Below are 15144 nucleotides of genomic sequence, written 5' to 3' on the forward strand. Positions count from 1 at the left end.
CTTCTATCCCCCAAACACCAGTGTAATCTCCCCTTCTTTAACAATAAATAATTCTTTTAAGTTCTTTAAATCACCGTTTGGATTTGCTTTTCTTAAAATCCCTTGAATAATTTCGGCGACTTTTTCAGAAGGGAACTGATCTAAATTTAGAACTATTCTTTCTGCTTGTGTTTTAGTCTTTTTTGTTATGTTTCTAAGAATGTTATCTACATTTGTTTCTATTGTTGGTGCATAACAGTCAAATACCTTACCTTCAATTAAGAAATCTGGATTTGACGACTCTTTTATTCCGTAACCATTACCACCGTTTACTTCATCTAGCATTTCAATGTCATATCCTTGATCTGCCATTAAATCGGCTGTTTCACTCTCTTTCTTAATTCCGTGCGAGTCACCTTTTGTATAGTTTCCTTTAGGTTTTCCACCTTCAGGTAAAGAAGGTTCTGTTAGATTAACATTTCCCGTCCCCTCAGCCTCTCGCTTCAGCCGCTCCATCTCTTCCAAATATCGTTTCTGCACGTCTGTTTTTGGGACTTCAATTGGCGACTTGTCGTTAGGAAAAGCGTCCATGAAATGTATTCCATCAGGGGTCACAAGCTGATTGCCGAATCCTAGTCCACGGCCGCTTCCTGCACCATCCGGTTTGACCTCTGGACTTTTCGGAACCGTCGGTTCCATTCCTCCTGGCCCCTTTATCTTAACCGAAAACAATAAGCCGAGCACTCCGATTACATCCTGCACATGCTCCTTGGAATTCGGATTTTCCGGGGCAAATGCACCCTGTACCATCCCCGTTAGACCCAAGCTCAAATAATCCAAATATGCAGACACCGATTCATTCTTATTCGCCGTCCGATCAACGTGCTCCTTCCAGAATGCTTCGGGCACACTAAGCAAGCCCATCGTCGCGTTGTTAAAAAAATCATAGACCGAGTCATTGCTCTTATTGGAACGTTCTACATGAGCATGATATAAATCCGTTGCCACTTCAGCTATGCTATTTCCGGTTTGCTTGATTGCAGCCCACTCCACTGCCGCTTGGTTTTTCAAAAAGGTCCAGTTCAGTTCAAGTGTCCGCATCGCATCCTGTCCAAACTTCTCCAGTACGCCCGGTTTTTCCTCGACGATGACTTCCTTTGGTGGAGGGTCGTATTTGCTTAATGCCTGCATGCTCTGCAAAATCGTCAGCAACTGCAGCAGCCCGCTTTTCACTTGCCCCTGCTGTACATCCGAGACTAATCCGCCCGCAGCGGTTCGAATCGTTTGCTGCAGCGCATGAATTTCCTTGAGCTGCACCTTTGCCAGTTCACCCATCGGACCCGGCGTTTGCGCCATCATCACCATAAACAAATAGCGTGCGTTGTCCGGCAGCGGGACTCGCGTTGTCATATCTCCTTCTAGTGCAAACGACGGATCATAGTCACATGCCAGCAGCGGCACCTGCTTGAAATAACTCGTCATATTCACGTTGGGGGCAAAATAAATTTCCGCTACGCCTAGCGCCTTCAGCTTCTCCCGGCTGATTTCCGCCTGCTTGTGCATCTCCGCCATTAGCAGATGATTCCCAAACTGCTTGTACACCGCATACGCCGTTTGCGCCTTTGCTATTAAATCCCGCTCGGCAAATATCGCCTCCAGCTTCATTTCCGCATCCAGCTTTTCCGCCGCAGTCGCTCCTTGCAAACCTGCGACCCGCCTCAGTTCCTTCACCAACGGATCGCTGGACCAGCGGTCCCGGCTGGCCTGCGGCAATATCCGGTCGATTAGATTCGTCACCATCGGACGGAAAGCGACAGGCACGGGCGTGTAGCTGCCACCGCCTGTCGTCCCTACCCGCTTCAACAGGTCAAAACGCTCCAATCCGCTGAGTCCCTTCGCCAGCTGCTTCGCTTCCTGCGCCGCTTCCGCCTGTACCCGCTCGATGCCCTTCAACGCTTTGCTGATCACTTCCGTCATCTGCTCGGCTTCCTGCGTCAAACTCGTCAGTTGCCTTTGGATCTGCTCCAGACTCCCGAGCACTGGCAAGGGGCGATCCCAGCTCGCGATCTTCCCGCTCACGCGCCGCCGAAGCGCATCTGTGTCTGCTCCGATTCGCACAATCTGCTGCTGCAGGCGCTTCACTTCATCGGGTTTAAATACAACCTGCTTACTCGCCACTCTGCTCCTCCTCCCCGCCTACTCTCTCTATCTCCCCGTGCCTTGGAAATCATTGCGCACCGAGAAGCTCGATTCAAACATCGCGATATCCCCGTATTGAAAGCGATACGTCTGACCGCTATAACTCACACTGCTCAGCGGCTGTCCTTCAATTTCCCACATATTCGCCATTGGCGCGTCATACCGGATTTCCGGATTCGCCTTGCGCTCCTGCTGGTAGGCACTCAGGTCAAAATGAACCATCAGGTAGCCATTTTTCAAAAACGCCGCTTCGCTGCCATTCAGTGCCCCGCCGTTTTGCCTTGCCACCTCTAAAATAGTCGTGCCCTTCGGCAGCACATACGGCGCGATCGGCAGGCTGTACTCCCCATACCACCGCTGTACACTCCGCATCGCTTGCACCGCATTCACACTTGCCGGTACTTGCGAGCCACTTGGTCCCACTAGCGTGCGGGATGCATACGACAGCTCTTCCAAGCCGTAACCTGCACTAATGACCGTTTTCCGCGTAATGTAGTGCTTCCAGAACTTCTCCCATGAAGCGCCAAACCGATTCGCTGGCGACAAGAGATAATCATATTCATAGCTTGCCGCTTGGCTCAGCGAGGTCGTCGTCACCCCGCGCAGCAGATCCGCCAGCTGATATGTCCGGCTGTACAGCTCCTGATCCCGCGCCGACCCGACTTTAATCAGCTTGTTCCGTGGACCGGATACGTCGTAGTACAAGTCGACTTCTTGCGCACTTCCGCCCTGCTTGCTCACAAACCAGAAACTCGGCTGGATCTGAATGCCCGCATCCTTGCCGCTGTAGCTGCCGATGGTTTCAAAATAGAATGAGATCGGGTACCCATTATGCGGTACCGTGGCCGCTTCCCGTGGATGCGAGCCCGGTCGAATTGGCAGCAGGCGTGAAGGCTGGCTCGCTAGAGCCGTCTCTTCCCGGTCCTTCGTCCGTCCACCGGATTCATAGACGTAGCCCGAATGCTGCTTCGAGCCTTTCGCGGTGCGAAACACCGATTCATAGCGCAGGTCGCCTATATCGGTGATGGTGAAATCCGAAATGCGGCCTTGTACGGTGAAGAGCAGCGTGCGGCTTGCTCCGTAGTTCGCGAGATCGCCATTGAAATCGGTCTGATACGCCGATGAGCCATCTGGCGTATTAATCGCCCACGCCTGCGTCACCGCATCGTAATTCCCTTCCGGTACCCAGACCGGAATCCGGTACGTTTGCTTCGCTGCTCCAACGGGATAATCGATCCACGTTTGTGCGGGATAGAAGGTGCTGCCGTGGTACACATCAAATGGGAATACAATCCGTTTGTTTCGTGTATATCTTGCGTAGTCCCGGTTGCCGTATCCGAGCTGATTCAAATGCGGCGCTGTCTCATCAAAGTCGACGGAAAACTCCCGTCCCAGCACAAGCACCGTTCGCGCCATATTCGGGATGACGCTCTGGTCAAAGCCGCGGTTTTCATCCGGCGCTTCAGAGTCATTGACCACGGGGGTATGGACGGTCACCGTGTTGAGTCCGTCAATCGGGAACGTTTGAACATCCCCTTCGCCATTGATCGTCAGCAGGCTATCGTACGACAGGATGCCATCACTCGGCTCATCCCGGCTGTTCGCACGGGTAGCAGGGATAATTAGGCCACTCTCGTAGAGCACATCTTCCCCGATCTCCTCGGCTTCCACGATATCGATTGGCTCTGGCGTTTCATCGTCCTGCTGCACGTCGTCCATGATGACGGAGCCGTCGAAATCTAGGCGGTCGTTCCATACCTTGATGCGTCCAACCTGCCCCTCCGCCTCTTCGCTCCAGTCCTCCGACGGCACGCTCGGGCGGCTGCTGCCGCCATCAATCGTTTCCCCTGCCAGCACTTTCGCACTGTACGGCGGTTTCTCCATATGCTCAGCCGTCACGCCCCCTTGTACATCCGGCGCGGTATATCCAATTGGCAGCAGAGTAATCGCCCCATAAGGCAGCGCATATTGGTTCAGCGTCGCTTGCTTGAGTCCCCACGCATCGAACGTCGTAATTTCCCAATAGGCAAACGGTCGCTCCACGTCATAGATCGTCGTCACCGTCTCGGATTCCTGATGACGGACCGTTCTCGTTCTCGGATTGCCATCCGAATCGGTCCCATCTGACTCCTCCGTTTGCCATTTCAGCGTATACGTTTTGGACACCGGAATTTTAAACGTACAGGTGCCTATTTCTTGATCAAATGTATAGTCGAAGAGATACGCTTTGCCGAATACATTCGCATACAGTGCATCACTGCTTGGTATCCCCTTGCTCACATCGAATTGCTCTGCTCCTCGCGCATCTGCCCGAATCTCTCCTCGGGCATCCGGCGTTATAGAGGTTTGGCTTCTACTTAGACCCGGCGTCGGAACGCACATGTCCGAAGGCTCACAGCTTGCTCCTGTACACGTGGTAGCTCCCACCGTGAGCGTAATTCTCGCCGTGATGTTATACCCATTTGCTCCATCATCTTTCCAGTTCGCCGTAATAACAGCCGAGCCTCGGCTATGTGCCGTTGCTAAACCTGTCTGTTCATCGACGGAAATGACGGCCGAGCGATCACTTTTCCATGTCACCCTATTCGTCATGTTCTGCCAGCCTAAAGGCTTATAGCCATCCGTTTTTATTTCAGCTTTCAACTGACTTGTCGCTCCAATGGAGGCAGGTGAATCTCCTATAATTCTTATTTCTTTCGTTTGCTTATCGACCCCGCGCCAAATTAATAATGTTTCAAAAATATAATGAACACCGTATTTTTCCAACACGCCTCCTGGTCGATAAATACCTAAGCCATTACTAATCTGATGATTAGGGCCTCCTGTTGTTACTTTATAGACCAAAAAGTTTTTATTCGTTATACCAGGATTCAGCCAGTGTCCAATTGAACCTGGATAATAATTCATATTCACAAATCTATGTTCGCCCGGAGTGCTTGAAAGGGAATACTCTCCCATCTGCATAGCATGTGGCTCGTTATTTTTATCTACAAAGCTTTGTGGAGCATACAGTGACATATCCGTTACACCAACGAATGAAGTTGGGACTGGATATGGATTTGTATTTCGATCTGCCCCCGTGTTCATGTTTGCTGCATTAGCCATTCTAGGATAACCTTCAGCTTCTGACTCCGAAGATTCCGCCCTAAAGCTACCATCATCCAATTGGGTCCAAATGATTTTGGGCTTGACGATGTCTCCTGCTACTACTTTATAATGCTTGTGCTGTTTGGAACCTGTATACCCAGCAGAGAGAGGCTCAAATGTAATATCGCCTGCTGGAGGAAGTTCAATTTCATCATTTGCAGCTATTGAATGCCCCGATCCTATTGTAAGGAGAAGAATTACAAGGGCCATTACTGTGAAAACCTTTTTTAACATATGCATATCCACTCATTACTCTCTATTCAATTTTATAGTCCCTACAGTGCCGTCAGCCGCAGTAATAAATTGCATACCGATAATACCAATAGCAGTCCATACCCTTCTTGGTTTCCCTACTTGTAAAAAGTCAGAAAAATCCTTGTATTGTAATGAAGCTCCATAAAATCTTGGCAAAGTTTCGTAACCAAATTGTTCTGGAGCATCGCCAAGTATGACTGTTCCAGTTAACACTCTATAGCTGTCCCCATACTCGGAAGAATATTTCATTTTCTTCTCAGCGGTGACGGTTGCCTCAGTGTATACTCCAAACGTATCGTATACTGATTGATAAAACATGTTTCCATAGATACCTCTATCTTCCGTTCCCAACGGTTTCGAAATATCCACTACTATCATTCGATTTAAAACAAAAGTGCCCCGTTTCCCCTTCATAATAAATTTTTTCCCCATGATATTATAAACAGGTGCCACAACGCCCTTGCTATCTGTGGACCATGTTGCATTGCCAAGGCTAACCGCATTCGTGCCATACAGTCCAACTTCTCTCAATTCATTCAATCCTCTATAGCTTTCCGCCTTGCTTCCTTCAATTCTTAAATAGCGGTAAAGCATGACCGCAACCTCTGCACGCGTCGTTGTATTTTCCAGTCCAAAGCTGTCATCTGGATTTCCTTTCATCAGTCCCGTTCCTCGTGCAAGAGCGATGTAAGGCGTTTGGGTTTTGCTAATACCTGTCTTATATGTCTCGGTAAATGGCAATAACGTACCTTCTACCTCTTTCAACGCTGTTTCAAAACTAGCTTCGCTGCGCACCAGGCCCTGTGAAAACCACTTCGCCATATCATATCGGGTCATCGCTTCATTTGGTTTAAACTTGCCCCCCGGCGCATCGCCTGCCTTAATAAAACCAGCTCCTACTGCGCCCTCAATAGCACTTGCTGCCCAATAGCCGCTCGGTACATCCGTTAGGCTCAGCTTGCTTCCATCCTTTTTATTCTTCGTTATCCGCACTAGCACACTCGCAAGTTCAGCACGTGTAATGAGGCCATTGGGCTTAAACGTTCCATCCGAGTACCCCTTAAGATATCCATCCGCTATGGCCTGCTTGATCGTCGCTTCTGCCCAGTGCCCCTTTATATCCTTAAAGCTTGCTGCACTTGTGCTCTCATATACCTGCCGATCTTTCAATATTTCTTGGTTCAGCCTATTTGCTTCCTTCGCCGCAGCCATACCGCCTTGCAGCAATATACTTATAGAAACGACCCCAGCTATTATGTTTTTTGCCTGTCTTTTCATTTCTCATTTCTCCTTGTTTATAAAATATATATATGAAATATAGAACTTCATTTTCAATTATTTACCTTAACCATTATTACATCTAAATACCTAATTTTCCACATGTTTTTGTGTACATAGTATGATAAATCGAATATTAAGTCCCGATAATTTAGCGTGAAAGAGAAGAAAGTCGAGACTTTTTTACTATAAAAAATGGTGTGACTACTTCGATCTATTACGTATATAGAATTAAAATCTGTAAATCTTTCCGCGGCTTAATAAAGCGAAAAAACGAACTAATATGGCTAGAGAATGTTATCTTAGGAAAAATGAATAGGGATATGAAAAAATCTAGTAGAATCGATTAACAATAATGAACAAAAAAAGCATAACGCTGTCATTCAGCGTTATGCCCTCTGCTCTTGCCTATGCTTCTCCACTTGCTTAAGCTCTTTCCACTCTCTTCACAAGCGGCTTGCTGATGCCTTCCGCCGCACTGCCCGTCGCTGCGAAGCTATCCGCTTCGTAGTTATACGAGATTCGCTCCGGCAGCGGCATCCGATTGCCGTCTAGCAGTTCGCGAACGAGCTCGCGGCCAAGCTCTGGCGTCATGCCGTTATACCAGTTGCCGTCGGGATAGACGACCACATTGCAAGCATCCTCGCATCTGCCGTTGCACATCGTCTTCGTCGTATGGACGAAAGAATCCGCTTCGTGCCTCGCAAGCTCCTCACGGATGGCGAGCGTTACCTCTTCCGCGCCGCTGCGTTTACAGCTGCCTCCGTTGCATAGAAGCAGATGATGGCGCGTCTGCGTCAGGTTCCAAGTTGCCATCCTCTTGAAGCCTCCTTTCCTACCTCGTTTCCCGGTGTACAGTTACCCGCTTGAGGCGAGGACTGTATTTGCGCATCTCCAGCCGCTCCGGGGTCGTACGTTTATTTTTGGAGGTCGTGTAGTTGCGGTCACCCGTCTCCGTACATGCCAACGTTACAGTTACTCTCATTAGGCTCACCTCCTTTTATAACATATTATTGAACGGCCTGTCTCCTTAATTTATCGCGCAAGCCTCCTGCTGCGACTGTGGAAACGGATCAATAAGGCTGTTCCAATCCTGCTTCATCTCTTCCTTCGTCAGCAAGCACTCGTCAAGCGTGGCTTCAATCTCGGCGCGCTGCAAATCGATTCCGATGAACACAACCTTATTGATTCGGTCGCCATACATCGGATGCCAGCTGTCCGCCAGCTCAGGCTCCGACTCAAGCAGCAGGTGCTGCTCTGATTCAGGAAGCGCAGCCACCCACAGCCCAGCAGGCCCAAATTGAATCGACGGCCCCGCCTGGCTAATGCTCTGCGCCTGCAAGCTGCGGGTTGCCAGCCACATAATGCCTTTGGCCCGGATAATGTCCGAAGGCCACTCCTCCATCCAATGCATCAAGCGCCCCGGATGAAAAGGCTTCGCCCGCACATAAACGAATGAGCCTATGCCGTATTCTTCCGTTTCTGGCGTATGTACTGGGGCATTCAGCTCCCGCATCCAGCCAGCCGATACGCTGGCTTCTTCAAAGTTGAATCTGCCGGTATTCAAAATTTCCGCAGGATCTACCTTGCCCTGCTCGGTGCGAATCAGCTTGGCACGCGGCTGAAGTGTACGAAGCACGCCTTCCAGCTCGTCCAAATCCTCCTCGCTCACCAGATCGCATTTATTTAGCAGCAGCACATCGCAAAATTCAATTTGGTCGATCAGCAGATCAACGACCTCCCGGTGATCTTCCTCATGCGCCCCTTGGCTGCGTTCAAGCAGCGTCTCGCCAGAGGCATAGTCATGCCAGAAGCGGTACGCATCAACGACCGTCACCATGCAGTCCAAGCGGCAAAATTGTGACAGGTCAATACCCTGCTCCTCATCAATATAGGTGAACGTTTGGGCAACGGGAACCGGCTCGCCCACGCCTGTCGATTCAATCAAAATATAATCAAAGCGCTCCTGCTTCGCCAGCCGCTCCACCTCGCGCAGCAAATCCTCGCGCAGCGTGCAGCAGATGCAGCCATTCGACATTTCCACCAGCTGCTCATCGGTGCGGGACAGCCCGCCTTCTTTTTGAACCAAAGCCGCATCGATGTTGACCTCGCTAAGATCATTGACGATGACCGCCACCCGAAGGCCATCGCGATTGTTCAGCACATGGTTGAGAATCGTCGTTTTGCCTGCCCCTAGATAACCGCTCAGCACCGTTACGGGAATTTTAAAACCTGCTTGTTTCTCCACTACTGCTTCCTTGTCCATTCGTTCTCACGCTTCCCTTCATATATAGCTTGTAAATAGCTTGGCCTAAACGCTAGATGGCCTATTGCTGGCTACGGCTTAAAACTGCCTTATTCGTTCAAAGCGAGCTTCAGTGCTTCCAGGTTATTTTTCATTACACCAATATAATCGAGCCCATCTGCCGCTTCTTCCTCTGTCAGCCCTTCAAGCGGATTAAGTACAGCTGTTTTGGCGCCGATTTCGCTTGCAATCGTGCTGGCGATTTTCGGATCAACCAACGTTTCGAAAAATATCGTCTTTATTTGCTGCTCCTTCGCCAGCTTCACAATTTCCGCCATTTGCTCCGGGGATGGCTCCTGGTCAGGAGAAAGGCCGGAAATCGGCACCTGCGTCAAGCCGTATTCACGCGCCAAATAGCCAAAAGCCGCATGCTGGGTAACAAACTCCGAACGCTTCGCTCCTGCAAGCCCTGTTTTATAAGCCTCGTCAAGCTCTTGAAGCTTGGCAATATAAGCATCAGCGTTCGCTTTGTAGTTGTCGGCATGGGCGGGATCTGCTTTCGCGAACGCCTCTTGAATCGCTGCAACTTCTGCTTGTGCCAGCTTTGGACTCAGCCATACATGCGGATCGAGGCTATGCTCATGAGCGTGATCATGCTCCTCCTCGTGAGCAGCTTCCTCATGCTCGGCAGCATGGTCATGATCATGTTCCGCATCCGCATCTGCATCACTCTCAGCTCCGTGCGCCTCTTCTCCATGCGAATGCCCATCTTCTTCGCCCTCTGCTAGTTCAATGCTGCTGCTCGCTTCCACGACGATGCGCTTCTCATTAGCCGCGCTGTCTAGCGCCTGTTCCGCCCAGCCTTCTACGATGCCGTTATATACGAATACATCTGCCTCTTTCAGCACCGCCATGTCCTTGGCACTTGGCTCCCAGTCATGCGGCTCCGTGCCGGCCGGAATAAGCGCCGTTACATCGGCATATTCGCCGCCCACCTGCTTGCTGAATTCATACATGGGATAAAAGGTAGTAACGACTTGCAGCTTCTTGGCTTCCGTCTCCCCCGCAGCTGGCGAAACGCTTGGCTCTGACGAAGCAGCACCTCCATTATCTGACTGCGCCCCAACTGTATTCGCCCCATTCGAGCTTCCTGCCGCGCCGCATCCCGACAACAACAGCACCGCTGCCATTAATAACAAAGAAATTTTACTAAACATAACTTTCATTTTCTGTACCTCCATGTGTGTGAGTAGCTGGTGCATCCAGCTTGTTGCTCTTCATACGGGGAAAAGCGTCCTGCTTCGCCACTTGCCCCGTTTGATGATGGTTGATGAGGGTGCGATTTTGCCGATTGCCCAGCTTGCCGGCGATTACGGATACCTTCTTCAATACAATGCCAAGGATCAGCAGCGCCAGCAAAAATAGGGCGATCGTTCCGCCCGGCGGCGTTCCCAGCTCATAAGAGGCGGTCAGTCCGGTAAATACGCCCGACACGCCGGCCAGCATCGCAATAATGAGCGCTGCCGCAAAGCTGCGGGCAAGGCGAACCGCCAGCGCCGCAGGCAGCACGATCAGCGCCGATACGAGCAGCACGCCTACAATCGGCATAGCCGCAGCGACAATCATGCCCGTCACCATGCTGAACAGCATGGAGATGAGCCGGACGGGAATGCCATTCGTTTGTGCCGTTTCCTCGTCGAAAGCCATCTGATACAGCGGTCTGCGCAGCAAAATAAAAAAGATCGCGCCTACTGCCGCCGCACCGAGCATGAGCATAAGCTCGGCTTCATTCACCGCGACGACGGAGCCGAATAAATACGAGGAGAAGCTTTTGTTCATTCCCTTATTCAGCCCCATCAGCACAACTGCGCTCGACAAGCCGCCAATCATAATAATGGCAATCGACATTTCGCTGTAGGCTCGGTAGGAGCGCCGAATATATTCAACCGCTATCGCTCCCGCTACAGCAGCAGCGAACCCGGCGTAGGAAGGATTCCAGCCTAGATAGGCCCCCGCGGCAACGCCAGCTAATGATACATGGGAAAGCATATCCGCCATCAGCGCCTGGCGTCTCAGCATTAAATGTACGCCCAGTACTGAAGCGGCTAAAGCGATGATGCCTCCGGCGCAAAATGCCCGCTGCATGAAGTCGTAGTGCAGCATTTCCATCCTCCCTCCCCCTTTCGTTCCAGCTCAATTATTCGGTCCAAATAAGGCCGGACCTCTTCGAGTCCATGGGTCACCATCACAACCGTCCGTCCATGAGCCTGCACATGATGATGCATTAACTCGTAAAAACCTCTACGGCTCGCTTCATCCATGCCGGTTGTCGGCTCATCCATAACGAGCAGATCAGGCTGCTGGGCCAGCGCTCTGGCAATACACACCCGCTGCTTCTGTCCGCCTGAGAGCTCGCCGATTTTGCAGCCGCGCTGCTCCCACATGCCGACCTGGCGCAGCGCCTCTTCTGCACGAGCCCGCTCCTGCGGCCGCAGCCGCCGCAGCCAAGCTCCGCTCTCATATGCGCCTGACCTGACGAACTCCAGCACCGTGCTGGGAAAGCCGCTGTTAAACGCCGCAATCTGCTGCGGCACATAGCCGATCACGAGCTTCTTGCCGCTCGCACCATGCTTCGCCAAGTAAACCTCCCCGCTCCATGGCTTTAGTAAGCCCAGCGCCAGCTTAAGCAGCGTCGTCTTTGAGGCGCCGTTAGGCCCGGTTACCGCTATAAATTCGCCGGCATGAATCGCCATATCGGCTTCATTCAGACTCGGCACGCTGCCGTAGCCGAATACGACCTTTTTTAAAGTAGCAATCTGCACGCGGTCTCACTCCTTCTGCTCCAACGTTATTTTTTAAAAATATATGAATTTATAAGTTTCACCCGTGAAACGGCAGCTTTGCCGCCAGGGGATGGGGGCAGCCGTTTGCGATTAATCGTAATAATTACGATATTATCTTAAAAAAGAAATCGCCAGCAGCGACTTGTTATCCGTTAACATTTTATTTAATAGTAATAATTACGCTTAATGAGTATACCAAGCAGATTTTCATTCGTCAACTGCCTATTTTGGGCTAGCCCCATCGCCTTATACGGATGAATATCCCAGACATGCGCTGGCATCGAGGCCAGATCCAGTATACAATAAAAGTCATTATTCAAATATTTTCCGGCATAGCTTGCCAAGAAAGGATGTTTACATTTCCGATGAGTACATCCGTTGAACAACATCGCGAGGAAGCGCCTTCGACCGTCAATTGCATGGTCATTACCGTATCTGACACACGTACGCCTTCTACCGATAAAAGCGGCACGCTGCTTATAGAGCTGCTCAAGGCAGGCGGCTATCAAACGACGCGCTACGCCATCGTCAAGGATGAATACAGCGAAATCCAGTCCGCGCTGCGCAGCGGAGCTTCGGACCCGGCAGTTGAGGCGATTTTGCTCAATGGCGGGACGGGCATTGCCAAGCGCGATACGACCTATGAGGCTGTAAAAGATTTGCTGGACAAGGAAATGCATGGATTTGGCGAGATTTTTCGCTATTTGAGCTTTGCTGAAGATATCGGCACGGCGGCGATTTTAAGCAGGGCGATTGCTGGCGTCTACGAGGATACAGCGATTTTCTCCATGCCCGGCTCCAGCGGCGCAGTCCGGCTCGCGGCCGAACGCATTATCGTTCCTGAACTCGGTCATGTGATGCGGGAAATTTATAAGGATATCCGCTAACGGCTTTAAATATCGTCCCAGAGCTGCGAGGAAATAAAGCACGATTTGGAAGGCTATTATGAAAAATATGATTGGACGTATCTCACCAAGGGCTACCCCTTTAATGGAGAAGCTGCAAAAATATATGAAGCCACTATCCATCCATAAAAACAAGAGAAAGAGGGGAAGGCCTCTCTTTCTCTTGTTCCCCATCTCTTTCTACTCTTTCTCGCGCCTCTTTTTTCAGGCTCTATTCAGCCCTCCGCCTATCATTTTCCCTAAGTTTTAGGAATAGCTTGTTCGTTTGAACGTCGCGTCGTTTTTGGCAGTCGTTGTAGTGAGCGCGCTCAAGGCATCCAGCCGCAGCACATAGTTATAATGGCGAACGTAATAGCCCGGCTGGCTGTACGATTCGAAGGAGATTTTCGTGCTGTCTCCGAGCCCGCTGACGATGTTGAAGGTCGCATCCTGCTTGAAGGCATCCGATCCATCATATTGCTGCAGCACAATCTGGTTGCTGGCATTGCGACGGAAAAAATAGCCCGGGTAATTGATCGACTCCATCGATACCGATGACGAGCTCGCAAGTCCCGGCACCACACGGAACTGCGAGTCCGCGACAGGCGATACGCTCGCATCTACGCGCCCAATAAAGTTGCTGTGGCGAATGTAGTAACCAGTAAGAGCGCCCGCTTCAAAAGTGCTGTAGCCCGTCGCCTCGGCAGTCGCTGGTCCGAACAGTCGAACCTCATGCAGCGTTGGCGTATACCAGTTGCCCGGATTGTTAAACAGCACGGCATTCACCATATTAATTCGTACATATCGCGCCGTAAAATGTACCGCATCGGTCGTGAAGCCATATGCGGTATTCGTTGTGCGGTCGATCGCGGCGTAATTCACGCCGTCGTTGCTGATTTCGATTTTATATTTGTAATAGCCCTCGGAGCCCTTATACATAAACCACGAAATGTCGACCTCGGTAATCGTCTTCGGTGCGCCAAAATCCACCTGCCACCATGCAGGCCAGCTGTTGTTTGCAGCTGCCCATGATACTTGGGCATTGCCGTCATTGGCATTTGCTGCGCTGCTTCCAGAGGCGGTGCTGCTGGCGATCGCGGTTTTGCCTAGCGCATGGTTGACCTGTGAGGGCAGCGTGACCGCGCCAGTACTTGCATCAATGCCCCATGAGCTGTACCAGTCAAGTGTTGCGCTGCTGCTTGCATCATTCAGCGTAAGCGGCAGCCAGATGAATTTGTGATCGCTGAGATTGAGCGGATTCCAGCGGTCCGCCATATAGATGTAGGTGGTGGCAGAGCTGCCCGTCACGGTCATAATATTTTCAATCTGCGAGCTGTAAGCTGCCGGATCGCCAAAGGGCGAAATTGCAGACCATGTGCCATTCATCGCCGAGGCTGTAGAATAGCCGCCTTGATTCGGATACCAGCCCGAAGCCTGCGAGGTGAATAAATAATACGTATTATTTTTCTTCACGACAGCAGGCGCTTCACGGTAACCGTTCTCATAAATCCAGCCGACAAAGCTGCTGACGCCGGTGAAATTGGCATTCAGCTTAAAAATCGCCATCGTATCGTTGGCGCCGCCATTTTTCCTTGAAGCGGTAATGAGGTAGGCGCTGCCGTCGGTATCGGCAAACACCGTCATATCCCGTGACTCGTAGTCCAGCGGCCGGAAGCTGCCCTGATACGTAAACGCCCCGTCCGGCGTCGAGCTCGTCGCAACCGCAACGCGGGCGAGCGAATAATCGCTGCCATTCTCGTAATGCATCCAAAGCACATATTTGCCTGTTGCGGCGTTATAGATGACCTTCGGGCGCTCAATCTTGCTCGTATTCAGCTCCGTTGCCGAGGTTTTAGTCAGCACGCTGCTGCGGAAGGTCCAATTTTTGAGATCGCTGGATGTATACACGTTAACAGCATCGAAGGTTCCGCTCGTTGCATGCTCGCCATACCAATAGTAGGTAGAACCGACTTTTAAAATGTTGCCGCTGTTCGCAAGTATTGGATTGCCTGCGGTGTCTTTCCAATCCGTCCCGTTCACAATGCTGACGCTTGCAGCGTTGGCACGGCCCGCCGGAATCGCTCCGGCAGCAATCGAAAGCAGTAGAGTAAGCAGCAAAACAGCGATCAGACTTCTTTTTCCCATAATCACCATGCTTGAACTCCTCCTTTATAATGATGCGCCGCCTGGCTCGCCTTGGCAGCACACACCCCTTATACTAACATTTATGTAAGCGATTTCAATTGAACAATCCGGCGAAGGGTGAACGATTTGGACTACGGCCGAAAAGGGACAGAAAATGAGTACTTTATCA

At 51.0% G+C, this 15144-nt stretch carries 11 protein-coding genes; 1 reads left to right on the top strand and 10 read right to left on the bottom strand.

The annotated features are described in order from the left end of the window. Window positions 1-3: 3 nt before the first annotated feature. From BBD42_RS32090 to BBD42_RS02565, 9 genes are all read right to left on the bottom strand, one after another. Entirely contained in the window at window positions 4-2157 is a 2154-nt protein-coding gene (locus BBD42_RS32090) for a CdiA C-terminal domain-containing protein (protein WP_237163340.1), read from the bottom strand. 27 nt (window positions 2158-2184) lie between these two features. Further along, window positions 2185-5283 carry a DUF5704 domain-containing protein gene (locus BBD42_RS02530; RefSeq protein ID WP_172455369.1) on the bottom strand — a complete coding sequence of 1033 codons (3099 nt, stop codon included), beginning with the start codon at window positions 5281-5283 and terminating at the stop codon, window positions 2185-2187. A gap of 291 nt (window positions 5284-5574) precedes the next feature. Continuing rightward, window positions 5575-6858 (bottom strand): S-layer homology domain-containing protein, encoded by a 1284-nt coding sequence (locus BBD42_RS02535; protein ID WP_099516855.1) that lies wholly within the window; start codon window positions 6856-6858, stop codon window positions 5575-5577. A gap of 426 nt (window positions 6859-7284) precedes the next feature. Beyond that, window positions 7285-7674, bottom strand: a complete 390-nt coding sequence (locus BBD42_RS02540; RefSeq protein ID WP_099516856.1) for a (2Fe-2S) ferredoxin domain-containing protein — start codon at window positions 7672-7674, stop codon at window positions 7285-7287. A gap of 19 nt (window positions 7675-7693) precedes the next feature. Then, window positions 7694-7843, bottom strand: a complete 150-nt coding sequence (rpmG, locus tag BBD42_RS02545) for a 50S ribosomal protein L33 (RefSeq protein WP_074905075.1) — start codon at window positions 7841-7843, stop codon at window positions 7694-7696. A gap of 45 nt (window positions 7844-7888) precedes the next feature. Then, window positions 7889-9124 carry a GTP-binding protein gene (locus BBD42_RS02550; protein WP_099516857.1) on the bottom strand — a complete coding sequence of 412 codons (1236 nt, stop codon included), beginning with the start codon at window positions 9122-9124 and terminating at the stop codon, window positions 7889-7891. 89 nt (window positions 9125-9213) lie between these two features. Then, window positions 9214-10329 carry a metal ABC transporter substrate-binding protein gene (locus BBD42_RS02555; RefSeq protein WP_237163341.1) on the bottom strand — a complete coding sequence of 372 codons (1116 nt, stop codon included), beginning with the start codon at window positions 10327-10329 and terminating at the stop codon, window positions 9214-9216. Further along, window positions 10313-11272, bottom strand: a complete 960-nt coding sequence (locus tag BBD42_RS02560) for a metal ABC transporter permease (RefSeq protein WP_099516859.1) — start codon at window positions 11270-11272, stop codon at window positions 10313-10315. Before BBD42_RS02560 ends, BBD42_RS02555 begins: the two co-directional genes overlap by 17 nt. Further along, on the bottom strand, window positions 11209-11925 hold the full coding sequence (locus BBD42_RS02565) for a metal ABC transporter ATP-binding protein (RefSeq protein WP_099516860.1): 717 nt from the start codon (window positions 11923-11925) through the stop codon (window positions 11209-11211). Before BBD42_RS02565 ends, BBD42_RS02560 begins: the two co-directional genes overlap by 64 nt. Before the next feature lie 386 nt (window positions 11926-12311). Between BBD42_RS02565 and BBD42_RS02570 the strand changes: the two genes are divergently transcribed. Beyond that, complete coding sequence (locus tag BBD42_RS02570; protein WP_056043023.1) at window positions 12312-12833, top strand: MogA/MoaB family molybdenum cofactor biosynthesis protein; 522 nt, start codon at window positions 12312-12314, stop codon at window positions 12831-12833. Window positions 12834-13097: 264 nt separating this feature from the next. On the opposite strand, the gene BBD42_RS02580 is transcribed toward BBD42_RS02570, so the two are convergent. Continuing rightward, window positions 13098-14975, bottom strand: a complete 1878-nt coding sequence (locus tag BBD42_RS02580) for an AbfB domain-containing protein (protein ID WP_237163488.1) — start codon at window positions 14973-14975, stop codon at window positions 13098-13100. Window positions 14976-15144 lie beyond the last annotated feature (169 nt).

It is taken from the genome of Paenibacillus sp. BIHB 4019 (assembly GCF_002741035.1).
In the GTDB taxonomy this organism is placed as follows: domain Bacteria; phylum Bacillota; class Bacilli; order Paenibacillales; family Paenibacillaceae; genus Pristimantibacillus.

Excerpts from the sequence above, each read along its gene's own strand:
- BBD42_RS02530 (WP_172455369.1), bottom strand. The coding sequence starts at position 5,283 with ATGGCTAATGCAGCAAACATGAACACGGGGGCAGATCGAAATACAAAT.
- BBD42_RS02535 (WP_099516855.1), bottom strand. The coding sequence starts at position 6,858 with ATGAAAAGACAGGCAAAAAACATAATAGCTGGGGTCGTTTCTATAAGT.
- BBD42_RS02540 (WP_099516856.1), bottom strand. The coding sequence starts at position 7,674 with ATGGCAACTTGGAACCTGACGCAGACGCGCCATCATCTGCTTCTATGC.
- rpmG (WP_074905075.1), bottom strand. The coding sequence starts at position 7,843 with ATGAGAGTAACTGTAACGTTGGCATGTACGGAGACGGGTGACCGCAAC.
- BBD42_RS02550 (WP_099516857.1), bottom strand. The coding sequence starts at position 9,124 with ATGGACAAGGAAGCAGTAGTGGAGAAACAAGCAGGTTTTAAAATTCCC.
- BBD42_RS02555 (WP_237163341.1), bottom strand. The coding sequence starts at position 10,329 with ATGAAAGTTATGTTTAGTAAAATTTCTTTGTTATTAATGGCAGCGGTG.
- BBD42_RS02560 (WP_099516859.1), bottom strand. The coding sequence starts at position 11,272 with ATGGAAATGCTGCACTACGACTTCATGCAGCGGGCATTTTGCGCCGGA.
- BBD42_RS02570 (WP_056043023.1), top strand. The coding sequence starts at position 12,312 with ATGAGTACATCCGTTGAACAACATCGCGAGGAAGCGCCTTCGACCGTC.
- BBD42_RS02580 (WP_237163488.1), bottom strand. The coding sequence starts at position 14,975 with ATGGGAAAAAGAAGTCTGATCGCTGTTTTGCTGCTTACTCTACTGCTT.